Source organism: Idiomarina sp. UBA3176 (assembly GCF_002364295.1).
Taxonomy (GTDB): domain Bacteria; phylum Pseudomonadota; class Gammaproteobacteria; order Enterobacterales; family Alteromonadaceae; genus Idiomarina; species Idiomarina loihiensis.
Genome location: NZ_DEXU01000007.1, coordinates 171,180 through 190,909, shown reverse-complemented (window position 1 = coordinate 190,909; position 19,730 = coordinate 171,180). Strand labels below are relative to the sequence as shown.

The 19,730-nt window shown below is 46.0% G+C and carries 31 protein-coding genes and 1 pseudogene; 7 read left to right on the top strand and 25 right to left on the bottom strand.

Annotated elements, in window-relative coordinates:
- The first annotated feature begins 333 nt into the window (after positions 1-333).
- On the top strand, positions 334-1,116 hold the full coding sequence (locus B2U97_RS04085; RefSeq protein WP_011235121.1) for a hypothetical protein: 783 nt from the start codon (positions 334-336) through the stop codon (positions 1,114-1,116).
- Between the two features lie 76 nt (positions 1,117-1,192).
- Here the strand turns inward: B2U97_RS04085 and rplQ are convergent, their stop codons facing one another.
- The 17 genes from rplQ to rplN form a co-directional block, all read right to left on the bottom strand.
- Positions 1,193-1,594, bottom strand: coding sequence for a 50S ribosomal protein L17 (gene rplQ, locus B2U97_RS04080; RefSeq protein ID WP_011235122.1), 402 nt, complete (start codon positions 1,592-1,594; stop codon positions 1,193-1,195).
- Between the two features lie 39 nt (positions 1,595-1,633).
- On the bottom strand, positions 1,634-2,623 hold the full coding sequence (locus tag B2U97_RS04075; protein ID WP_011235123.1) for a DNA-directed RNA polymerase subunit alpha: 990 nt from the start codon (positions 2,621-2,623) through the stop codon (positions 1,634-1,636).
- 25 nt (positions 2,624-2,648) lie between these two features.
- Complete coding sequence (gene rpsD, locus B2U97_RS04070) at positions 2,649-3,269, bottom strand: 30S ribosomal protein S4 (RefSeq protein WP_011235124.1); 621 nt, start codon at positions 3,267-3,269, stop codon at positions 2,649-2,651.
- Between the two features lie 28 nt (positions 3,270-3,297).
- Positions 3,298-3,687, bottom strand: a complete 390-nt coding sequence (gene rpsK / locus B2U97_RS04065) for a 30S ribosomal protein S11 (RefSeq protein ID WP_011235125.1) — start codon at positions 3,685-3,687, stop codon at positions 3,298-3,300.
- A gap of 12 nt (positions 3,688-3,699) precedes the next feature.
- Positions 3,700-4,056 (bottom strand): 30S ribosomal protein S13, encoded by a 357-nt coding sequence (gene rpsM / locus B2U97_RS04060; RefSeq protein WP_011235126.1) that lies wholly within the window; start codon positions 4,054-4,056, stop codon positions 3,700-3,702.
- 120 nt (positions 4,057-4,176) lie between these two features.
- Complete coding sequence (gene rpmJ / locus B2U97_RS04055) at positions 4,177-4,290, bottom strand: 50S ribosomal protein L36 (RefSeq protein WP_006956433.1); 114 nt, start codon at positions 4,288-4,290, stop codon at positions 4,177-4,179.
- A gap of 24 nt (positions 4,291-4,314) precedes the next feature.
- Positions 4,315-5,643 (bottom strand): preprotein translocase subunit SecY, encoded by a 1,329-nt coding sequence (secY, locus tag B2U97_RS04050; RefSeq protein ID WP_011235127.1) that lies wholly within the window; start codon positions 5,641-5,643, stop codon positions 4,315-4,317.
- 5 nt (positions 5,644-5,648) lie between these two features.
- Positions 5,649-6,083, bottom strand: a complete 435-nt coding sequence (rplO, locus tag B2U97_RS04045; protein ID WP_011235128.1) for a 50S ribosomal protein L15 — start codon at positions 6,081-6,083, stop codon at positions 5,649-5,651.
- A gap of 3 nt (positions 6,084-6,086) precedes the next feature.
- Positions 6,087-6,269: a 50S ribosomal protein L30 gene (rpmD, locus tag B2U97_RS04040; RefSeq protein WP_011235129.1), complete on the bottom strand. Its 183-nt coding sequence runs from the start codon at positions 6,267-6,269 to the stop codon at positions 6,087-6,089.
- Positions 6,270-6,275: 6 nt separating this feature from the next.
- The gene (gene rpsE, locus B2U97_RS04035) at positions 6,276-6,776 is read right to left on the bottom strand and encodes a 30S ribosomal protein S5 (RefSeq protein WP_011235130.1); all 501 of its coding nucleotides are present in this window, start codon (positions 6,774-6,776) and stop codon (positions 6,276-6,278) included.
- A 9-nt stretch (positions 6,777-6,785) separates the two neighbouring features.
- The gene (rplR, locus tag B2U97_RS04030) at positions 6,786-7,139 is read right to left on the bottom strand and encodes a 50S ribosomal protein L18 (protein WP_011235131.1); all 354 of its coding nucleotides are present in this window, start codon (positions 7,137-7,139) and stop codon (positions 6,786-6,788) included.
- A 9-nt stretch (positions 7,140-7,148) separates the two neighbouring features.
- Positions 7,149-7,682, bottom strand: a complete 534-nt coding sequence (gene rplF, locus B2U97_RS04025) for a 50S ribosomal protein L6 (protein ID WP_011235132.1) — start codon at positions 7,680-7,682, stop codon at positions 7,149-7,151.
- A 14-nt stretch (positions 7,683-7,696) separates the two neighbouring features.
- A complete protein-coding gene (gene rpsH / locus B2U97_RS04020) occupies positions 7,697-8,089 on the bottom strand; it encodes a 30S ribosomal protein S8 (RefSeq protein WP_011235133.1) in 393 nt (130 codons plus the stop codon).
- Positions 8,090-8,115: 26 nt separating this feature from the next.
- Positions 8,116-8,421 carry a 30S ribosomal protein S14 gene (rpsN, locus tag B2U97_RS04015; RefSeq protein ID WP_011235134.1) on the bottom strand — a complete coding sequence of 102 codons (306 nt, stop codon included), beginning with the start codon at positions 8,419-8,421 and terminating at the stop codon, positions 8,116-8,118.
- A gap of 11 nt (positions 8,422-8,432) precedes the next feature.
- Complete coding sequence (gene rplE, locus B2U97_RS04010) at positions 8,433-8,972, bottom strand: 50S ribosomal protein L5 (RefSeq protein WP_011235135.1); 540 nt, start codon at positions 8,970-8,972, stop codon at positions 8,433-8,435.
- Between the two features lie 20 nt (positions 8,973-8,992).
- Positions 8,993-9,307, bottom strand: a complete 315-nt coding sequence (gene rplX / locus B2U97_RS04005) for a 50S ribosomal protein L24 (protein WP_011235136.1) — start codon at positions 9,305-9,307, stop codon at positions 8,993-8,995.
- Between the two features lie 10 nt (positions 9,308-9,317).
- Positions 9,318-9,686 carry a 50S ribosomal protein L14 gene (gene rplN / locus B2U97_RS04000; protein WP_006956444.1) on the bottom strand — a complete coding sequence of 123 codons (369 nt, stop codon included), beginning with the start codon at positions 9,684-9,686 and terminating at the stop codon, positions 9,318-9,320.
- Between the two features lie 272 nt (positions 9,687-9,958).
- Here rplN and B2U97_RS03995 point away from each other — a divergent pair, with 272 nt between their 5' ends.
- The 6 genes from B2U97_RS03995 to B2U97_RS03970 are packed head-to-tail and all read left to right on the top strand — an operon-like array spanning position 9,959 to position 15,766.
- Complete coding sequence (locus tag B2U97_RS03995) at positions 9,959-12,748, top strand: monovalent cation/H+ antiporter subunit A (protein ID WP_011235137.1); 2,790 nt, start codon at positions 9,959-9,961, stop codon at positions 12,746-12,748.
- On the top strand, positions 12,748-13,089 hold the full coding sequence (locus B2U97_RS03990; RefSeq protein ID WP_011235138.1) for a Na+/H+ antiporter subunit C: 342 nt from the start codon (positions 12,748-12,750) through the stop codon (positions 13,087-13,089). The genes B2U97_RS03995 and B2U97_RS03990 overlap by 1 nt, the downstream gene beginning before the upstream one ends.
- A complete protein-coding gene (locus B2U97_RS03985; RefSeq protein ID WP_011235139.1) occupies positions 13,089-14,603 on the top strand; it encodes a monovalent cation/H+ antiporter subunit D in 1,515 nt (504 codons plus the stop codon). The genes B2U97_RS03990 and B2U97_RS03985 overlap by 1 nt, the downstream gene beginning before the upstream one ends.
- 5 nt (positions 14,604-14,608) lie before the next feature.
- Complete coding sequence (locus B2U97_RS03980; protein ID WP_011235140.1) at positions 14,609-15,097, top strand: Na+/H+ antiporter subunit E; 489 nt, start codon at positions 14,609-14,611, stop codon at positions 15,095-15,097.
- The gene (locus tag B2U97_RS03975; protein WP_011235141.1) at positions 15,091-15,360 is read left to right on the top strand and encodes a K+/H+ antiporter subunit F; all 270 of its coding nucleotides are present in this window, start codon (positions 15,091-15,093) and stop codon (positions 15,358-15,360) included. Before B2U97_RS03980 ends, B2U97_RS03975 begins: the two co-directional genes overlap by 7 nt.
- A gap of 13 nt (positions 15,361-15,373) precedes the next feature.
- Entirely contained in the window at positions 15,374-15,766 is a 393-nt protein-coding gene (locus B2U97_RS03970) for a Na+/H+ antiporter subunit G (protein ID WP_011235142.1), read from the top strand.
- Positions 15,767-15,802: 36 nt separating this feature from the next.
- Here the strand turns inward: B2U97_RS03970 and B2U97_RS03965 are convergent, their stop codons facing one another.
- From B2U97_RS03965 to B2U97_RS03930, 8 genes and pseudogenes are all read right to left on the bottom strand, one after another.
- A complete protein-coding gene (locus tag B2U97_RS03965; RefSeq protein WP_011235143.1) occupies positions 15,803-17,215 on the bottom strand; it encodes a hypothetical protein in 1,413 nt (470 codons plus the stop codon).
- 166 nt (positions 17,216-17,381) lie between these two features.
- Entirely contained in the window at positions 17,382-17,645 is a 264-nt protein-coding gene (gene rpsQ, locus B2U97_RS03960; RefSeq protein WP_011235144.1) for a 30S ribosomal protein S17, read from the bottom strand.
- Complete coding sequence (gene rpmC / locus B2U97_RS03955; protein WP_011235145.1) at positions 17,645-17,836, bottom strand: 50S ribosomal protein L29; 192 nt, start codon at positions 17,834-17,836, stop codon at positions 17,645-17,647. Before rpmC ends, rpsQ begins: the two co-directional genes overlap by 1 nt.
- Positions 17,836-18,249 carry a 50S ribosomal protein L16 gene (gene rplP / locus B2U97_RS03950; protein WP_011235146.1) on the bottom strand — a complete coding sequence of 138 codons (414 nt, stop codon included), beginning with the start codon at positions 18,247-18,249 and terminating at the stop codon, positions 17,836-17,838. The genes rpmC and rplP overlap by 1 nt, the downstream gene beginning before the upstream one ends.
- An 11-nt stretch (positions 18,250-18,260) precedes the next feature.
- On the bottom strand, positions 18,261-18,941 hold the full coding sequence (gene rpsC / locus B2U97_RS03945; protein ID WP_011235147.1) for a 30S ribosomal protein S3: 681 nt from the start codon (positions 18,939-18,941) through the stop codon (positions 18,261-18,263).
- 10 nt (positions 18,942-18,951) lie between these two features.
- Positions 18,952-19,284, bottom strand: a complete 333-nt coding sequence (rplV, locus tag B2U97_RS03940) for a 50S ribosomal protein L22 (protein ID WP_011235148.1) — start codon at positions 19,282-19,284, stop codon at positions 18,952-18,954.
- A gap of 13 nt (positions 19,285-19,297) precedes the next feature.
- Complete coding sequence (rpsS, locus tag B2U97_RS03935; RefSeq protein WP_011235149.1) at positions 19,298-19,576, bottom strand: 30S ribosomal protein S19; 279 nt, start codon at positions 19,574-19,576, stop codon at positions 19,298-19,300.
- A 16-nt stretch (positions 19,577-19,592) separates the two neighbouring features.
- Positions 19,593-19,730: pseudogene (locus tag B2U97_RS03930) on the bottom strand (50S ribosomal protein L2); the annotation flags it as partial.

Sequence of the window (19,730 nt, the reverse complement as noted above, 5' to 3'; positions counted from 1 at the left end):
GGAGGCGTATTCTACACGTCCCTTTCGTTTCGTCAACCCATTTTTTTCAGCTTTTTCAGCCCGGTTAAAACAAAACGCCGTTGTCCGAATTTATTGCAAATACACTTTGCAGATAACTCATGACAACGGCGGCGAATTATAGTGATCTCTCTGAGCCTTGCAAGATCTTTTTCGATCAAAAAGTTTAACCGAACAAAAAACAACCAGCTGTAACTAAAACCCTTAGATTTGCTCGTTTTTAATTCTATTTTGTTGTTTTTTTGTGATTACCTTGAACTGTTGTTATATTGAATCACTCTAATAAGTTGGAATTACATAAAGGGCTTAAATCTTATGCGCTGGAAATCAATAACTTTTACCTGTTTGCTTGTTGCAACTCTTAGTTCAAGCGCCATACGAACGAGTCATGCTGCTACTTTTGATGGCAGCCTCCAAAATTCGTCTTCCACTTTACAAGATACTTACCGAAGTATTATCGAAAGTCACCTCAATAAAAACTTCTCTATTATGCGAACTGTACGCATTCTGATTAATAACTACCCAGAACATGCTGCCTATATCGTTAATGCCGCTTTTGATACCAGAGAGAGTAGAGTAACCGCCATTGTAATAGCCGCCATGCAAGCGGAGCCTGCAGTTACTTATACTGTCGTCGACATTGCTATAGCTCGTTATCCAGATTTATGTAATGCCATTGTTGAGGCAGCTATTCAAACCGAGCCCGCTTATATTGATGATATCATTACTATTGCTTTGCAACGTCAACCTGATCGGGCTGAAACTATTATACGCAAAGCTGTCGCGTCCCATCCTGATTTTACTGAGTCTGTTTTGAGAACCGCAGCGCAGGAAGCACCTAGTTCAATTTTTTCTTCATTGACTAAGTCGATAAAGGCTTTACCGGAGACAGCAACAGCTTTAATTGCCGTTATGAAGGACTTTTTTGTTGGTTCAGATGATGAAGAGGGCACATACGAAATTAGCAAAGAAGATTGGAGAATTTTAACTCTGGAAGCGAAAGAGTCGGGAGTTAGCCGCAAGGAACTTGAATGGTTAGTAAAGGAAGGTTATCTGGAAAAGGAAACCTTCGCTAAGATTTTCAACGAAAGACTCTAATTAGTTATTACCACTTGGTTTTAGACACAAAAAAGCCGGCTGTACTTCAGCCGGCTTTTTAACTTTCCGAAGCGGTTTACTCCGCAGCTTCTTCAGCTACTTCTTCAACTTCTTCAACTTCTGGGCGACCAACTAATTCAATGTAAGCCATTGGTGCGTTATCACCTGTACGGAAGCCACACTTCATAATGCGAGTGTAACCACCTGGGCGTTCTTCATAACGCGGGCCTAATTCATTAAACAGCTTGCCAACAACCTCTTTGTCACGTGTGCGTGCGAACGCCAGACGACGATTTGCTACGCTGTCTTGTTTTGCCATTGTGATCAACGGCTCAACAACGCGACGTAACTCTTTTGCCTTTGGCAAAGTCGTCTTGATGATCTCATGACGCACTAAAGAGCTTGCCATGTTGCGGAACATTGCCTGACGATGGCTGCTGTTTCGATTTAGTTGACGACCACTCTTACGATGGCGCATACCTATACCCTTCTCAGTAAATCTATTACTAAGGTGACCTTAGTCGTTGTCAATTAAGCTGGCTGGTGGCCAGTTCTCAAGGCGCATGCCTAGAGACAAACCACGTGAAGCCAACACGTCTTTGATTTCAGTCAACGACTTCTTACCCAAGTTCGGAGTTTTCAATAACTCGACCTCAGTGCGTTGTACTAAGTCACCAATGTACTGAATCGCTTCTGCTTTCAAGCAGTTCGCAGATCGAACAGTCAATTCCAAGTCGTCTACCGGACGCAGAAGGATCGGATCGAACTCCGGCTTCTCTTCTTTTTCTTCCGGTTCACTGATATCACGAAGTTCTACGAAGGCATCCAACTGTTCAGCTAAAATTGTTGCTGCACGGCGGATAGCTTCTTCTGGATCCAATGTACCATTGGTTTCCATTTCGATAACCAGCTTGTCTAAGTCAGTGCGCTGTTCAACACGAGCCGCATCTACAGAATATGCAATGCGTTCTACCGGGCTGAACGACGCGTCGACTAAAAGACGACCGATTGGACGTTCATCATCATCAGCGGACTGACGAGATGCCGCAGGCACGTAACCACGACCACGTTCGACTTTCACTCGCATAACAAGTTCATAGTCGCCTGTCAGATGACAGATAACGTGCTCAGGATTAACGATTTCAACATCACCATCGTGGGTGAAATCGCCTGCTGTTACAGGACCTGCTCCGGATTTATTCAAAGTCAGAGTTGCTTCATCTTTACCTTCAACGCTGACTGCCAGCCCTTTCAGGTTTAATAAAACTTCAATGACATCTTCCTGAACGCCCTCTTTGCTGCTGTATTCGTGCAGCACGCCATCGATTTCAACCTCAGTCACTGCACAGCCTGGCATTGACGACAGTAAAATGCGACGTAACGCATTACCTAGTGTATAACCAAAGCCGCGTTCCAGAGGCTCCAGTGTCACCTTGGCATGAGTCGGGCTGATTTGCTCGATGTCGACTAACCTCGGCTTTAGGAATTCGGTAACAGAACCCTGCATTGTGTCCTCTCTCTATGCTTAAGCTTTACTTAGAGTAAAGCTCTACGATCAACTGTTCGTTAATTTCAGCAGACAAGTCGCTACGTTCTGGAAGACGTTTAAATGCACCTTCCAATTTGTTGTTGTCTACTTCTATCCAGACTGGCTTTTCGCGTTGTTCTGCAAGCTCCAGTGCTGCTCCGATACGTGCCTGTTTCTTCGCTTTTTCACGAACAGAAACGACATCTTCAGGACGAACCTTGAACGATGGAATGTTCACTACCTGACCATTCACAACAACTGCTTTGTGACTGACCAGCTGACGAGCTTCTGCGCGTGTTGACGCAAAACCCATGCGATACACTACGTTATCCAAGCGCTGTTCCAGCAACTGCAACAGGTTTTCACCGGTATTGCCTTTCAGTCGTGCAGCTTCTTTGTAGTAGTTACGAAATTGCTTTTCCAGTACGCCGTACATACGACGAACTTTCTGTTTCTCACGCAACTGAACACCGTAATCTGACAAACGACCGCGACGCGCGCCGTGTTGTCCTGGTGCAGTTTCGATCTTACATTTAGAATCGATTGCGCGAACGCCGCTCTTCAGGAACAAATCTGTTCCTTCGCGACGGCTCAGCTTGAGCTTTGGACCCAAATATCTAGCCATGATCTTTCTCCAACTATCGATTCACGCCTTAAACGCGACGTTTCTTAGGCGGACGACAACCGTTGTGAGGAATCGGTGTCACATCGGTAATATTTGTGATTTTGTAACCAACGGCGTTCAGGGCACGAATCGATGATTCACGACCTGGGCCTGGACCATTCACAAATACTTCCAGGTTTTTCAGTCCGTATTCCTTCGCCATTTCACCTGCGCGTTCTGCTGCAACCTGTGCTGCGAACGGCGTTGATTTCCGTGAACCACGGAACCCTGATCCACCTGCAGTAGCCCACGCTAGTGCGTTACCCTGGCGATCAGTAATGGTAATAATGGTGTTGTTGAAAGATGCATGCACATGAGCCATGCCATCGGCGACCTGCTTTTTAACGCGCTTTCGAGAGCGAGTTGGTGTTTTAGCCATTACTCAATCCCCCTATTTCTTGATTGGTTTGCGCGGACCTTTACGAGTGCGCGCATTTGTTTTAGTGCGCTGCCCACGTAGAGGTAAGCTACGACGATGACGAAGTCCACGGAAACACCCGAGGTCCATCAAACGTTTAATGTTCATAGATACTTCACGACGCAGATCACCTTCTACGGCGAACTTTGATACAGCGTCACGAAGCGCGTCCAGTTTGTCTTCTGACAATGAACCAATCTTGGTGTCTTCAGCGATACCCGTAGCAGCAAGAATCTGCTGTGAACGAGTACGGCCAACACCGTAGATTGCAGTCAAAGCTATGACTGCATGCTTATTGTCAGGAACGTTAATGCCAGCGATACGGGCCACTAACACGTCTCCTTCAGTTTGTAGGCTTCAGTTGAAAAGCCCGTTAGGATACTCAACCGATTGCCGAATTGCAAATACTTCAAAGGCTGCGGCGACTAAGCCGCAAGCCTTTCCTTCGAATCAACCTTGTCGTTGCTTATGCTTAGCATCAGTGCAAATAACGCGAACTACACCGTTACGCTTGATGATTTTGCAGTTACGACAGATTTTCTTCACGGAAGCACGAACTTTCATTGCTACTCTCCGTTCTACCCAATCTTACCGGCCGTAGCCTTTTAGATTGGCTTTTTTCAGGACAGAGTCATATTGATGCGACATCATATGAGTCTGAACCTGTGCCATAAAGTCCATGATAACAACAACGATAATCAATAAAGATGTACCGCCGAAGTAGAATTGCACGTTCCATGCAATCATCATGAACTCCGGAACCAAACAGACAAAGGTAATGTACAGTGCGCCTGCTAATGTCAAACGCGTCATTACTTTATCGATGTATCTTGAGGTTTGTTCACCTGGGCGAATACCCGGAATAAACGCACCCGACTTCTTCAAGTTGTCAGCTGTTTCGCGAGGGTTAAATACCAACGCAGTATAGAAGAAACAGAAGAAGATTATCGCAGCCGCGTACAATAACACATATAACGGCTGACCGGGAGACAATGTCATCGATACTTGCTGCAAAAAGTCTGCAACCATACCTTCACCAGAGCCAAACCAAGTGGCAATGGTACCCGGGAATAAAATAATACTTGACGCAAAAATTGGTGGAATAACACCAGCCATATTAACTTTCAATGGCAAGTGCGTGCTTTGCGCAGCAAATACCTTACGGCCCTGTTGACGCTTCGCATAATTAACGACGATACGACGTTGACCACGCTCCACAAAAACAACGAAATAAGTTACTGCTAAAACCACAACCCCAATTAATAACAACAATAACAGGTGCAAGTCACCTTGACGCGCTTGTTCAGCCGTTTGGCCGATAGCGGAAGGTAATCCTGCAACAATACCCACAAAGATCAGGATAGAGATACCGTTGCCAATACCACGCTCAGTAATCTGTTCACCTAACCACATAAGGAACATGGTTCCTGTGACTAAGCTCACTACAGCAGTGAAATAGAAGCCGAAGCCAGGGTCTATTACGAGTCCTGGCATCAAATTTGGCAAGCCTGTAGCTATACCAATCGACTGGAACGTTGCCAGTATTAAAGTACCCCACCGCGTATACTGGTTAATCTTACGACGACCAGACTCACCTTCTTTCTTAAGCTCGGCCAAACGCGGATGTACCACGCTAGCCAACTGCATAATAATCGAAGCCGAAATATACGGCATAATACCTAATGCAAATACTGACGCACGCTCTAAGGCACCACCGCTGAACATGTTAAACATGGCAACGATGGTATCTTTCTGCTGTTCGAATAGCTGAGCTAATACAGCGGCATCAATACCAGGAATAGGCACAAAGGAGCCCGCTCGGAAAACGATAATCGCTCCTAACACAAACAGCAGGCGACGCTTAAGTTCCGACAAGCCACCTTGCGCTCGATTTGATTCCAATCCTGGTTTAGCCATTTGCTCTATCCTTCGATTTTGCCGCCAGCAGCTTCAATAGCTTCGCGAGCGCCTTTGGTGACTTTAAGACCTTTTACAGTCACAGCACGACTTAACTCACCAGATTTGATGACTTTAGCGTGTAGTACGTTCTTACGAACGAGACCTGCTGCTTTCAAAGTCGCCAGTTCAACGGTATCACCGTCAACCTTCGCGATTTCTGCCAAGTTTACTTCTGCAGTGACCATAGCCTTGCGAGAAGTAAAACCAAATTTTGGCAGACGACGTTGAATTGGCATTTGTCCGCCTTCGAAACCTGGCTTGACTGAGCCACCAGAGCGAGATTTCTGCCCTTTGTGACCACGGCCGCCAGTCTTTCCAAGACCTGAACCAATACCACGCCCAACGCGCTTTTTGCTGCTTTTTGCACCAGGTGCGGGAGCAAGTGTATTAAGTTCCATCGCTTATCCCTCCACCTTAATCATGTAATTAACTCGGTTCACCATACCGCGGACTGCAGCAGTGTCTTCCAACTCTACTGTGTGACCAATGCGGCGGAGACCCAAGCCACGTAGTGTAGCTTTATGCTTCGGCAAACGACCGATAGAGCTACGCGTCTGTGTTACTTTGATTGTCTTTTTCGCCATTGTTCACTACCCCAGTATTTCGTCAACGCGCAATCCACGCTTCGCCGCAACTTGCTCCGGCGATTTCATGCCGTTCAACGCTTTGATAGTCGCGCGAACAACGTTGATTGGGTTGGTTGAACCATATGCCTTTGACAGCACGTTATGAACACCTGAAACTTCCAGAACCGCACGCATTGCACCACCAGCGATGATACCCGTACCTTCTGAAGCAGGTTGCATGTATACCTGTGAACCTGAATGACGTCCTTTAACAGGATGCTGTAAAGTGTCGCCTTTCAGTTGAACGGTAACCATATTGCGACGTGCTTTTTCCATTGCTTTTTGAATAGCAGCGGGTACTTCACGCGCTTTACCATAACCAAAACCGACTTTACCTTTACCGTCGCCAACCACAGTCAGTGCAGTGAAGCTAAAGATACGACCACCTTTAACCACTTTTGCTACACGATTTACTGTGATCAACTTCTCTATCAGTTCACCGGTTTGAGCTTCTACATTTGCCATGTTCGTCTCCTAGAACTGAAGTCCGGCTTCACGAGCTGCGTCCGCTAATGCGGCTACGCGACCGTGGTATTTAAAACCACTACGATCGAAAGACACGTTTTTAACGCCTTTTTCAATCGCTCGTTCAGCGATAGTTTTGCCCACGACTTTGGCTGCGTCTACATTACCTGTAGATTTAAGCCCTTCGCGGACACTTTTCTCTGCAGTCGATGCGGCTGCCAGCACTTCAGAACCGTTAGGTGCGATCAACTGCGCGTAAATATGCCGTGGTGTACGGTGAACGACCAGGCGATTTGCACCCAACTCTTTAATTTGTTTACGTGCGCGAGTAGCACGACGTAAGCGAGCTGCTTTATTGTCCATCGTATTACCCTACTTTTTCTTGGCTTCTTTACGGCGCACTTGCTCGTCAGCATAACGGACACCTTTGCCTTTGTAAGGCTCGGGTTTACGGTATGCACGAATGTTAGCGGCAACTTGACCAACTAACTGCTTATCTGCACCTTTAACGACGACTTCAGTCTGAGTCGGAGTATCGATTGTGATCCCTTCAGGAATCTCGAACTCCACAGGATGCGAAAAGCCTAGCGTCAGGTTTAGTTTTTTACCTTGTGCTTGCGCACGGTAACCAACACCTATCAACTGTAACTTACGTTCGAATCCTTTAGTGACTCCGACCACCATGTTTTGCAACAATGCACGAGCCGTACCAGCTTGAGCTGTTGAGTTAGCAACACCTTCACGGGCGTTAGTACGTAACTCACTCTCATCTTTTACCAGTTCAACTGCATCGTTTACAACACGACTCAGTGAGCCTTGGGCACCTTTAATCGTGACTTCCTGGCCATTTAGCGTAACTTCAACGCCAGCAGGAATTTCAATGGGTGCTTTAGCAACACGTGACATTTCCTACCTCCTAATTACGCTACGTAACCGATAATTTCGCCACCAAGACCAGCTTGGCGAGCGGCACGATCAGTCATCAGGCCTTTAGACGTCGAAACTACTGCGATGCCAAGGCCACCCATTACGTTAGGCAACTCGTTGCGTTTCTTATAGATACGCAGACCAGGCCGACTAACGCGCTCGATTGTTTCAATTACTGGCTTGCCTTCGAAATATTTCAATTCGACTTCAAGCTCAGGTTTAACAGTACTCTCGGCACTGTAACCAGTAATAAAACCTTCTTCTTTCAGAACTTGAGCAATCGCCACTTTCTGCTTAGAAGACGGCATTTTAACCGTTACTTTGTTAGCACCTTGAGCGTTGCGAATGCGTGTGAACATATCCGCAATTGGATCTTGCATGCTCATATTTGCTTTCTCCCGTGATTCGTGGCTTACCAGCTAGCTTTTTTCAAGCCAGGAATTTCACCGCGCATCGCCATCTCACGGACCTTGATTCGGCTCATGCCGAATTTACGAAGGAAACCATGAGGACGACCAGTTATACGACAACGGTTACGTTGACGCGTCGGACTGGCATCACGTGGGAGCTGTTGCAACTTAAGTACGGCTTCCCAACGCTCTTCGTCTGATGCTTTAGGGTCATTAATGACCGTTTTCAGTGCGTTGCGTTTTTCTGCGTATTTTGAAGCGATTTTAGCTCGCTTCACGTCACGCGCTTTCATTGACTGTTTTGCCATAACTCTACACCTTACTTTCTGAACGGGAAGTTAAAGGCAGCTAGCAAAGCACGAGCTTCGTCATCTGTGCCAGCATTTGTGGTAATGGTGATATCCAGACCACGTACCTTGTCGACTTTGTCATAGTCGACCTCCGGAAAGATGATCTGCTCACGAACACCCATGCTGTAATTACCACGACCATCGAACGATTTAGGGTTCAGGCCACGGAAGTCACGGATACGTGGGATTGCAATCGAAATTAAGCGTTGCAAAAAGTCCCACATGCGCTCGCCGCGCAGAGTTACTTTACAGCCAATCGGGAAGCCTTCACGGACTTTGAAACCGGCGACAGACTTGCGTGCCACAGTACGAATTGGCTTTTGACCAGAGATAGCCTCTAGGTCAGCCACTGCGTTATCAAGTACTTTTTTGTCAGCCAGAGCTTCACCAACACCCATGTTAAGGGTGATTTTATCAATCCGAGGGACTTGCATGACGCTGTTGTAGCTGAACTCTTTCATAAGCTCAGGAACTACCGATTCTCTGTAAAAATCATGCAGTTTCGCCATCGTAAAACTCCAAGTTTGAATTAAATGATTGCGTTGTTCGATTTGAAGAAGCGAACTTTCTTGCCATCTTCAAGACGAAATCCAACACGATCTGCTTTACCTGTCTCTGGGTTAAGGATCGCTACGTTCGAAATGTGGATTGCTGCTTCTTGTTCAACGATGCCACCTGATTCACCTAAAGCCGGATTTGGCTTCTGATGTTTCTTGACTACGTTGACGCCTTCCACGATCACGCGATCTTTATCGGTAAGAACTTTCAGGACTTTGCCTTGCTTGCCCTTGTCCTTACCTGCCAGGACGACTACTTCGTCATCACGTTTAATTTTTGCCGCCATAATTGACTCCTTATAGTACTTCTGGTGCCAGCGAGATAATCTTCATAAACTGCTCTGAACGCAGTTCACGAGTTACCGGCCCGAAAATACGTGTGCCAATGGGCTGTTGGTTGTTATTCAACAACACAGCCGCGTTGCGGTCAAAACGGATGACCGACCCGTCTTGTCGACGGACGCCTTTTCTGGTGCGAACGACCACCGCATTCACTACATCGCCTTTCTTCACCTTACCGCGCGGAATTGCTTCCTTGACAGTAACTTTGATGATATCGCCGATGTTTGCGTAGCGACGGTGCGAACCACCTAGAACCTTAATACATTGTACGCTGCGCGCGCCGGAGTTATCGGCAACGTCCAGGGTAGTTTGCATTTGGATCATTTCAGTGCCCCGCTTAGGTTAAAAAAACAGACCCTCTCGGGTCGTGCTGCCTTTGGTTTTTCCCTTATAAAAAGGGTCGCGAAGTGTAACAGATAAAATTTGTAAGTGGTAGGGTAATCTCAGAAAATTTCGTAGGCGTAAGATGAATTCACTATCTTAAGGGTTTAGTTTAGTTGGATTGCAGCAGAACCAATGGTAAATTCAATACTTTACGTTGCTCCGTTAATTATACCTTATTATAAGAGCACAGGCTGACTTGGGACTTCTATGGTATGAATCTGCTATTCATTATTTTTGCCCCATTCTTTGGTGCGCTCTTACCGCTATTATTTAAGCAAGCGTCGCGACCGACAAAGACTGGGATTACACTACTTGTTCCTATTTTCTGCTTAATTGTTTTGTTTCAGTACCTACCCGCTACACTTGCCGGTGAAGTACCTAAGCAAATGGTGGAATGGCTACCGGGTATAGGGCTTGATTTTGCCGTGCGTCTGGACGGCTTGTCACTTCTTTTCGTGGGGCTCATATTAGGCATAGGCGTACTGATTATTGGCTATGCTCACTACTATTTAAGCAGCGACGACGATGAATCCCGTTTTTATGCCTGCCTGCTGTTATTTATGTCATCGATGCTGGGCATCGTTATGGCAGATAATATCTTACTAATGTGGGTTTTCTGGGAACTGACCAGCATCTCTTCCTTTTTACTTATTGGTTATTGGTTCCATAGCAGTGATGCACGTCGCGGTGCTCGCATGGCATTGGCAACAACCGGCGCCGGAGGTCTGGCACTGTTAGCCGGATTACTAATAATTGGGCACATAGCCGGTGGCTATCAACTGGATACTGTATTCGCCGCAGCAGACCAGATAAAAGCGCACGCTTACTATGTACCCGCTTTAATACTCGTTTTATTAGGAGCCTTTACTAAGTCAGCCCAGTTTCCATTTCAATTTTGGCTACCACATGCCATGGCGGCGCCAACTCCCGTAAGTGCGTACTTACACTCTGCGACCATGGTAAAAGCCGGTATCTTTCTATTAGCACGTTTTCATCCGGTATTAGCCGAGACTGAACTGTGGTTTACCCTGGTGACATTAACCGGTTTAATTACCATGTTAGTCGGTGCTTACTTTGCTCTGTTAAAGCACGACCTTAAAGGTTTGCTGGCTTTCTCTACGGTAAGCCATCTGGGCCTCATTTGTATGTTACTGGGGATAGGCACCCAGGCGGCTGTGATAGCGGCGCTATTTCACATTATTAACCATGCTCTATTTAAAGCCGCGCTGTTTATGACCGCAGGCATTATTGACCATGAGTCCGGCACTCGTGATATGCGTAAACTGCAAGGGCTTATGAGCCTGATGCCTATAACGGCTACTCTTGCCATGATTGTAGCGGCCTCAATGGCAGGAATACCACCGTTTAACGGGTTTATGTCTAAAGAGCTATTCCTGGATCAAGCTCTGCAGCAACATTTATTCGGTGGGCTGTCATGGTTTATTCCTATTTTGGCGACTGTGGGAGCCATGCTGTCGGTGGCTTACTCTATTCGCTTTATTCACGATGTTTTCTTTAACGGCGACTATAAAGAACTGCCCAAAAAACCACATGATCCTCCTCGCATGATGTCTGTACCGGTTGCTGTGTTAGGGTTCCTTTGTATCGCTATCGGCGTCGCACCAATGACTATGGTCTCCGGTATACTCGATCAGGCCGCCGCCGCTGTTACCGGCTCTCCTGTTGAAGTAAAACTATCGCTTTGGCACGGCTTTAACATGCCTCTGTTAATGAGCGCAGTCGCAGTGGTTGGCGGTATTCTGATATACCTTTCCCGCGATCAACTGTTTACATTTAATCGCCAATTTGACGGGCAGGACGCTAAACACAATTTTGAACGCCTCGTGCAAAAAGCCTCTGATGCAGCAGCAAATTTTTACGACCGCTTAGACACAGGTTCCTTGCAGCGCTACATTGCTTTTGTTCTTATCAGCGTTATTGTCGTGTTGCTTCCTTCGTTAAGCGACCTAAGCGTGGTAACTGGTGGCAAACCTCAGTTGCCTGTTGATATGGTGAGCATGGTTGGTGCTATCATCCTGATATCCGCAGCATTTGCCACCGCTACATTACATCGTAATCGTTTTGTGATGTTGATGATGCTATCCGTGGTTGGACTGGTTGTGTCGTTAGCTTTCGCGCACTTTTCGGCCCCGGATCTTGCCATGACTCAGTTGGTTGTCGAAGTGGTCAGTATTATCTTAATGATACTGGCGTTGTTCTTTATGCCACAAAAAACCAGTCGGGCCTCTTCTGGCCACCGAGTTTTTCGTGACATAATCATTGCGAGCTTTATTGGTGGTATTGTCGCGACCTTAAATTTCGCAATACTGACCTCACCGTTTGAAAGCATCTCGGACTTTTTCCTTGCGAATGCAAAATCCGGTGGTGGTGGAACCAACGTAGTAAACGTCATTCTGGTGGACTTTCGTGGTTTCGATACATTAGGAGAAATTACCGTTCTGGCAATAGCTGCCGCAGGTATTCATAAGCTGCTTAATAAGCTAAAACCATTTATGCCTTCCAGTGATATTGACGGACGCCCCTGGCATAGAATTAGACACCCGTTGATGTTAACAACTGTTGCCAACATTATTTTACCCATGGCGATGGTAGTTGCTGCCTATATATTCCTAAGAGGCCACAACTTACCGGGTGGTGGTTTCATCGCAGGCCTGATAGTCGCCTCGGCGATGATCCTGCAATACATTGCCAATGGTGTCGACTGGATGAAAGAACGCTTTAGCGTTAATTATCAATCTCTAATGTCATTTGGCGTTTTGATTGCCGCGCTTACCGGGCTTGGTAGCTGGCTGTTTGGCAAGCCTTTCCTGACTTCCTGGTTTACCTATTTAAACTGGCCAGTGGTTGGTAAATTTGAATTTGCAACGGCTTTACTCTTCGATCTTGGCGTTTTCCTAACGGTTGTTGGCGCTACTATGATGATTTTAAGTAACTTCGGGAAGATGACGACACGTCATCGCCCAACGCATGAGGGTCATTAATGGAAACTTTATACTCAGTTACCGTTGGTATTTTAACCGCATGCAGTGTTTTTCTAATTCTGCGCGGCCGTTCATTTCCTGTGGTCGTCGGCATTACCATGCTGTCTTATGCCGTTAACTTATTTCTATTTTCAACCGGTCGTCTGACAATAGACGGCGCACCAATTTATGGCACGCAGGAAACCTATGCCGACCCTTTACCTCAGGCACTAGTTCTCACCGCTATCGTTATCGGCTTCGCCATGACAGCGTATTCAATTATTCTGGCTGTGCGCGCCCGAGGCGAGATAGGGACGGATGAAGTTAACCAACAAGATAACAGCACGGAGGGCAACCGCTAATGTGGCAACAACATTTGGCGATACTTCCTATTTTGGTGCCGTTACTGGCGGCGCTGCTACAGCTTCTTCCCTGGGGAGACAGACCTCAGCCAAAACGCAGAGCCATAGGCCTGCTGTCCAGTATATTAACTTTAATACTGACTATTGCCCTGCTCGTTCAGGTTAATCAAGATCAGATGATTGTTTATGCATTAGGCAATTGGTCTGCGCCATTTGGAATTGTCCTGATGGTGGACAAGCTTAGTGCTCTGATGATGCTGGTAACGGCAATATTGGCATTACCAGTGCTCATCTACGGTTGTTATGCCGAAGATAATCTTGGCTCACACTTTCAGGCATTATTTCAGTTTCAGATAATGGGTATTATGGGGGCTTTTGCTACCGGCGATATTTTCAACTTATTCGTCTTCTTCGAAGTTCTTCTGATTTCCTCCTACGCACTATTAATGCACGGTGGAGGAAAATTTCGCCTACGCACAACCTTACACTACGTATTACTCAACCTTTTAGGTTCAGCACTTTTCCTAATTAGTGTCGGTACTCTATATGGTGTTACAGGCACTTTGAATATGGCTGACCTTGCTACCCAAGTTCAACAGTTAAGCGGAGACCAGGCCGCCTTAGCTAAAGCCGGTGGTATGATGCTATTGATAGTATTCGGCATTAAAGCCGCTATCCTGCCGTTGCACTTCTGGCTGCCTCAGGCCTATTCCACAACAACCGGAGTTGTTGCCGCTCTATTCGCAATAATGACAAAAGTTGGGGTTTACGCCATAGTTCGGGTCTACACACTCATTTTCGGTCCTGAAGCTAATGAGCTTGCACTCATTGCACATGACTGGCTTTGGGTTATGGGTCTCGTTACCATGCTAGCCGGCGCTATCGGAATTATCGGAGCTCGCGACTTGCGCTTGCTTGTGGCTTATTTAGTCGTCATTTCAATTGGAACACTTATCGCAACCTACAGCTTGAATGGAATTGCGACAACCGGAGCCATGCTGTTTTATTTAATCCACTCAACCTTTATCACTGGCGCATTATTTTTACTGGCCGACCTTATTGCGTTCGAACGTGGTAAAACCGCATCACGCATCGTATCGGGCAAGAAAATGGCCAATCACTCTGCTTATTCAGTCATGTTTTTAATTGCTGCAATAGCAATAATTGGTTTACCACCTCTGTCAGGTTTTGTCGGAAAACTTATGATTATGGAATCGGCAAGCCCAACCGGGGCCAGTTTTTGGCTGTGGGGAGCCATGTTAGGCGCAACTCTTATTATGCTAATTTCAGTCACCCGGGCGGGAAGTAAAATGCTCTGGCACACACTGTCGGGTAAAGCGAATGAACAATCCGCTCCTTTAGGGAAAAGAGCTGCTGTTGTTATGCTTCTGTCGTTATCGGTTGTTATGACGTTATTTGCCAGCCCAATACGCAACTATACCGATGATGTCGCTGAACAGCTTTACGACATAGACCAGTACCCATCCCGCGTGCTGACAAAAGGAGCGGAATAATTACTATGAAAAAACTATTTCCGACACCTTTGTTATCTTTTTTCTTATTGACGCTATGGGTTCTATTATTTAACTCGGTTTCGCCCGGGGTGATCATACTGGGCGCTTTATTTTCCTGGTTTATTCCATTTTTATTCCGTGACGCCTGGCCTAATTTTGCAAAAGTTAAGCGCCCCGACCTGGCAGTCGTTTACTTTTTCATTCTGCTGAATGACATTGTCGTGGCTAACTTTAAGGTTGCCGGTATGATTCTTGGGAAACCTCGCTCGATAAAACCCGCGTTGTTTGTTTTTCCACTGGATATGAAAGAGGAGCTTCCGGTTACTCTTCTTGCAAGTACCATAACACTGACGCCGGGAACGGTATCCTGCGAAATTACTCGTGGGCGCAAAGGCATTCTTATTCACGCATTCTCAGAAGAAAGCCCGGAAGAAGTCATAAAAACGATTCGAAACCGTTATGAGCGTCGCCTGAAGGAGATATTCCAATGTTAACGACGGTACTACACATTGCCTTCTTGTTATTCAGTCTATCGGTATTAATGAATTTCTGGCGCCTTATTAAAGGACCCGATCTACCGGACAGAATACTGGCTCTGGATACAATTTACATTAATTCGCTGGCTTTACTGCTGTTGCTGGGTATGTACCAAAACACGCAAACCTATTTTGAAGCAGCATTACTCATTGCCATGTTCGGTTTTGTCGGTACCATCGCGGCAGGTAAATTTTTACTGCGTGGCGACCTAATAGAATAAAAAGGAAAACCTTATGGATGCATTGAACCAATTACCAGCATGGTCACAGTGGCTAGCGGCCTTCTTTATCTTATTAGGCGCTATATTTGCCTTTATTGGCTCTTTGGGGTTAGCAATACTCCCCGACTTTTTTACTCGTTTACACGCCCCCACGAAAAACACCACAATAGGCATTGGAGGCATAGTCATAGCTTCTATTCTTATTACTTCGGTACAAGGGTCGATTAACCTGAACGAACTTCTGATTGCCATATTCCTGTTTTTGACGGCACCTATCAGCGCCCACATTATGGCTAAAGCCGCATTACATACAGAACTGAAGATGTTTAATCGAACAAAAGACTTTCGTCAGGAAGGGGATTCTTACGAGCATATATTGCCTAATAAAAAAGACATGGAACCATAAGGTTCCATGTCTTTCGCAGTAAAAACTTAAATCGCTTTAGAAATAGTAACCAAAGTTAATGTTAAAGCGGTCATTGACCTCGCCACCATCAGTTGCGGTATTACCACCAATAAATGGTTGGTTTTTTGCTCTTACGTAATCAACATAAGTATAAAAACCGCCGCCGGCTGCAACAGCAACCCCTAGAACGTTCATCCAGGTATCATCTTGATAACCCATTTTATCGGTCATTAAGCTGTGGTCATTATAGAAAGTTAAGCTTGTCAGAGGACCAATATCTACTGGCAAAGTATAAGCAACATTAGCTGTATACAGTTTCGCTTCAGTAGGAATTGCGTCGTAATAAGCGTAAGCAGCCATGTAAACACCACGGTTTTCTAATTTTATATCGTAGTCATAGTCTGAATACTGTAACTGTACGTTCCAGGGGCCGTTATTGTAGACACCATGAGCGGCCCAGGCCATACGATTACCAACATTCTGATTCTCATACGCCTGTGCATCTGTGAAGCCTTCAGCGGCCGTTCCTGAATACAAATTCCCGCCTTGCAAAGACACACCAAGCTCTAAGTTCTCATCATCGCTGAAGGTAAACTTACGTGCGGTTCTGAAAGCATAACTATTGCTCTCACCTACAGGTAAACCCGGTTCGTCATAAGCGCCCTGACCTGGTAACCGAATACCCACGGTGTCATAGTTATAGCGCGCTGTACGATCAGATGTTGAGCCGTCAATACCGCCCTGCTCATCTGATTTCAGGTAAGCTAAATCAAAATCCCACTCATCGCCACGGTATTTGAACCGAATACCGTTATCATGTTCGTCTTCCAGGCCAACATAGAAAGTACTATTGAAGAAATAACTGTGGGAGTTGTAAGGCATGTTGCCAAATGGGATTTTTACAACACCAACCTGCCCCTGCAGTTTATCGGTGAAGTCATAACCAAACCAAGCGTGTTTAATAACGTCCTGATAATTAAACCAACGATATTCAGCAGAAAGGATGACACCTCCCATTTCTCCATCAAAATTCAGACGGAAAATATCGAAATCCAAATCGCCACCGCGGTTTTCATTATCTGAGTCATAATTATTGTATTCATACTGAAAACGAACAGCACCATGAATCTTTATTGGCCAATTTTCATTCTCTTCCGTTTTCTTTTCCAGCTCGTCTAAACGTGCATGGACTCCAGAGTCATAGACAACTCTGCGCTTCGAACTGTTTTCGTTACTGGCAATTTCATTGCCTTTTTCTACTTCTCGTTCTTTTACAACAACAACTTCTTCTTTTTCACGCTCTTCTTTTTCTTCAAGCCGTTTCTCCAATTGAGCTAAACGTTCTTTTAATGCCTGAATTTCCTGTTCAACCGAATTACTATCTTGAGGAGCAGCAATGACCGGACTTGCCGCAAGCACAGTAGCTGCAAAAAATAAACTTTTTGACATGAATTGTCTCCCTCTGAGAACTACGCATTGGTGTGCGTATTTATTATTTCTTATGTTAAAAAGAAATTTATTTAATTTCAGATATTTGTACTAAACCTATTAAGGTTTAGATCAAAAAAAAAGCCTCCGCAAGGGAGGCCTTTTAATTTCTTTTCGCTATCTGCGTCTAGACAACAGTCGCGCGATCAACGATTTCTTCCAGAGTCCAAGATTTATTCTTAGACAGCGGACGACATTCGCGAACAATCACGGTATCGCCAGCTTTAACCTGGTTTTCTTCGTCATGCGCATGTACTTTAGTTGTACGCGTGATGTACTTCCCGTATACCGGGTGCTTTACACGACGTTCAACAGCTACAGTGATGGTTTTATCCATCTTATCGCTGACAACTTTGCCTTGCAGAGTACGAACACGTTTTTCGTCAGTCATTACGCACCTGCCTTCTCATTTAAGATGGTTTTAACACGTGCGATATCACGACGCACTTGTTTCATCATGTGAGTCTGATTCAGCTGACCAGTTGCTGCCTGCATGCGCAGATTAAACTGCTCACGACGCAAGCCTAACAACTCTTCTTGCAGCTGCTCAACGGTTTTATCTTTCAGTTCACTTGCTTTCATCACATTACCGTCCGAGTCACAAAAGTGGTTTTGAAAGGCAGTTTACGTGCCGCCAGGCGGAACGCTTCACGTGCCAACTCTTCAGGAACACCGTCCATTTCATACAGAACGCGACCTGGTTGAATCTGAGCAACCCAGTATTCGACGTTACCTTTACCTTTACCCATACGAACTTCTAAAGGCTTTTTGGTAATAGGCTTGTCAGGAAATACACGGATCCAGATTTTACCTTGACGCTTAACGTGACGAGTCATTGCACGACGGCCTGCTTCGATTTGACGCGCGGTCATACGACCACGGTCAGTAGCTTTTAAACCAAAAGTACCGAAGCTGACTTTGTTACCAGACTGCGCCAGACCACGGTTGCGGCCTGTGTGAACCTTACGGAATTTTGTACGCTTAGGTTGTAACATATCGTCTCTCCTTACTTACGGTTCTTGCCGCGCTTAGGAGCTGGCTTTTCTTCAGTTGGAAGTCCACCAAGAACTTCACCACGGAAAATCCAGACCTTAACACCGATGATACCGTAAGTGGTGTTCGCTTCTGAGGTCGAGTAGTCGATGTCTGCACGTAATGTGTGCAGCGGTACACGGCCTTCACGATACCACTCAGTACGTGCAATCTCTGCGCCGCCTAAACGACCACTCACTTCAACTTTGATACCTTTGGCACCCAAGCGAATGGCGTTTTGTACGGCACGTTTCATAGCACGACGGAACATGACACGACGTTCCAACTGACCAGCAATATTGTCAGCTACCAGCTGCGAATCCAACTCAGGCTTACGAACTTCTGAGATGTTGATTTGCGCAGGAGCACCTGTCAACTTAGAAACTTGCTTACGCAGCTTTTCTACGTCTTCGCCTTTCTTACCGATAACCACGCCAGGACGTGCTGTGTGAATAGTCACACGAACGCTCTTAGCTGGACGATCGATAACGATACGAGAGACTGATGCATTGCGCAGTTCTTTGTTCAGGAACTTACGTACCTGAAAATCACTGTGCAGGTTATCAGCGAACTCATTTGTATTCGCATACCAGGTTGCATTCCATGGTCTGGAGATACCTAGGCGAATACCATTAGGATGTACTTTCTGACCCATAATTTATCTCCTAGCTATCTGACACGACCACAGTAATGTGGCTGGTGCGCTTAAAGATACGATCGGCACGGCCTTTCGCCCGTGGCTTGATGCGCTTCATAGTAGGACCTTCGTCTAAAAAGACTCGGCTCACTTTAAGTTCATCAATATCCGCACCTTCGTTATGTTCCGCGTTCGCGATTGCTGACTCAAGAACTTTCTTGATTAAGCCAGCAGCTGCTTTGGGGCTGTATGCCAGGATATCCAGTGCTTTTTCTACCGGAAGTCCACGGATTTGGTCTGCGACCAAACGGCCCTTCTGCGCTGAAACGCGGGCAAATTGGTGTTTAGCAATTGCTTCCATCACTCTCTACCTCTTACCGTTTCTTCGCTTTCTTATCAGCAGCATGGCCGCGATAAGTACGGGTTGGCGCGAATTCGCCTAATTTATGACCGATCATTTCATCTGTCACGTAGACAGGAACGTGCTGACGACCGTTGTGAACAGCGATTGTCAGGCCGATCATATCTGGGATGATCATTGAACGACGGGACCAAGTTTTAATTGGCTTCTTTTCCCCGGCTTCCAACGCTTTCTCCACCTTATTTAGCAGGTGAAGGTCAATAAATGGACCTTTTTTAAGAGAACGTGGCATGTTTTATCCTCAACTCTTATTTGTTGCGACGGCGTACGATGAACTTATCGGTACGCTTGTTTTTACGGGTTTTGTAGCCCTTGGTCGGCGTGCCCCATGGAGTCACAGGATGACGTCCACCAGAGGTACGGCCTTCACCACCACCGTGAGGGTG

Bases quoted from the DNA above. Each gene is read 5' to 3' on its own strand.
- B2U97_RS04085 (WP_011235121.1), top strand. From the start codon at position 334: ATGCGCTGGAAATCAATAACTTTTACCTGTTTGCTTGTTGCAACTCTT.
- rplQ (WP_011235122.1), bottom strand. From the start codon at position 1,594: ATGCGCCATCGTAAGAGTGGTCGTCAACTAAATCGAAACAGCAGCCAT.
- B2U97_RS04075 (WP_011235123.1), bottom strand. From the start codon at position 2,623: ATGCAGGGTTCTGTTACCGAATTCCTAAAGCCGAGGTTAGTCGACATC.
- rpsD (WP_011235124.1), bottom strand. From the start codon at position 3,269: ATGGCTAGATATTTGGGTCCAAAGCTCAAGCTGAGCCGTCGCGAAGGA.
- rpsK (WP_011235125.1), bottom strand. From the start codon at position 3,687: ATGGCTAAAACACCAACTCGCTCTCGAAAGCGCGTTAAAAAGCAGGTC.
- rpmJ (WP_006956433.1), bottom strand. From the start codon at position 4,290: ATGAAAGTTCGTGCTTCCGTGAAGAAAATCTGTCGTAACTGCAAAATC.
- secY (WP_011235127.1), bottom strand. From the start codon at position 5,643: ATGGCTAAACCAGGATTGGAATCAAATCGAGCGCAAGGTGGCTTGTCG.
- rplO (WP_011235128.1), bottom strand. From the start codon at position 6,083: ATGGAACTTAATACACTTGCTCCCGCACCTGGTGCAAAAAGCAGCAAA.
- rpmD (WP_011235129.1), bottom strand. From the start codon at position 6,269: ATGGCGAAAAAGACAATCAAAGTAACACAGACGCGTAGCTCTATCGGT.
- rpsE (WP_011235130.1), bottom strand. From the start codon at position 6,776: ATGGCAAATGTAGAAGCTCAAACCGGTGAACTGATAGAGAAGTTGATC.
- rplR (WP_011235131.1), bottom strand. From the start codon at position 7,139: ATGGACAATAAAGCAGCTCGCTTACGTCGTGCTACTCGCGCACGTAAA.
- rplF (WP_011235132.1), bottom strand. From the start codon at position 7,682: ATGTCACGTGTTGCTAAAGCACCCATTGAAATTCCTGCTGGCGTTGAA.
- rpsH (WP_011235133.1), bottom strand. From the start codon at position 8,089: ATGAGCATGCAAGATCCAATTGCGGATATGTTCACACGCATTCGCAAC.
- rpsN (WP_011235134.1), bottom strand. From the start codon at position 8,421: ATGGCAAAACAGTCAATGAAAGCGCGTGACGTGAAGCGAGCTAAAATC.
- rplE (WP_011235135.1), bottom strand. From the start codon at position 8,972: ATGGCGAAACTGCATGATTTTTACAGAGAATCGGTAGTTCCTGAGCTT.
- rplX (WP_011235136.1), bottom strand. From the start codon at position 9,307: ATGGCGGCAAAAATTAAACGTGATGACGAAGTAGTCGTCCTGGCAGGT.
- rplN (WP_006956444.1), bottom strand. From the start codon at position 9,686: ATGATCCAAATGCAAACTACCCTGGACGTTGCCGATAACTCCGGCGCG.
- B2U97_RS03995 (WP_011235137.1), top strand. From the start codon at position 9,959: ATGAATCTGCTATTCATTATTTTTGCCCCATTCTTTGGTGCGCTCTTA.
- B2U97_RS03990 (WP_011235138.1), top strand. From the start codon at position 12,748: ATGGAAACTTTATACTCAGTTACCGTTGGTATTTTAACCGCATGCAGT.
- B2U97_RS03985 (WP_011235139.1), top strand. From the start codon at position 13,089: ATGTGGCAACAACATTTGGCGATACTTCCTATTTTGGTGCCGTTACTG.
- B2U97_RS03980 (WP_011235140.1), top strand. From the start codon at position 14,609: ATGAAAAAACTATTTCCGACACCTTTGTTATCTTTTTTCTTATTGACG.
- B2U97_RS03975 (WP_011235141.1), top strand. From the start codon at position 15,091: ATGTTAACGACGGTACTACACATTGCCTTCTTGTTATTCAGTCTATCG.
- B2U97_RS03970 (WP_011235142.1), top strand. From the start codon at position 15,374: ATGGATGCATTGAACCAATTACCAGCATGGTCACAGTGGCTAGCGGCC.
- B2U97_RS03965 (WP_011235143.1), bottom strand. From the start codon at position 17,215: ATGTCAAAAAGTTTATTTTTTGCAGCTACTGTGCTTGCGGCAAGTCCG.
- rpsQ (WP_011235144.1), bottom strand. From the start codon at position 17,645: ATGACTGACGAAAAACGTGTTCGTACTCTGCAAGGCAAAGTTGTCAGC.
- rpmC (WP_011235145.1), bottom strand. From the start codon at position 17,836: ATGAAAGCAAGTGAACTGAAAGATAAAACCGTTGAGCAGCTGCAAGAA.
- rplP (WP_011235146.1), bottom strand. From the start codon at position 18,249: ATGTTACAACCTAAGCGTACAAAATTCCGTAAGGTTCACACAGGCCGC.
- rpsC (WP_011235147.1), bottom strand. From the start codon at position 18,941: ATGGGTCAGAAAGTACATCCTAATGGTATTCGCCTAGGTATCTCCAGA.
- rplV (WP_011235148.1), bottom strand. From the start codon at position 19,284: ATGGAAGCAATTGCTAAACACCAATTTGCCCGCGTTTCAGCGCAGAAG.
- rpsS (WP_011235149.1), bottom strand. From the start codon at position 19,576: ATGCCACGTTCTCTTAAAAAAGGTCCATTTATTGACCTTCACCTGCTA.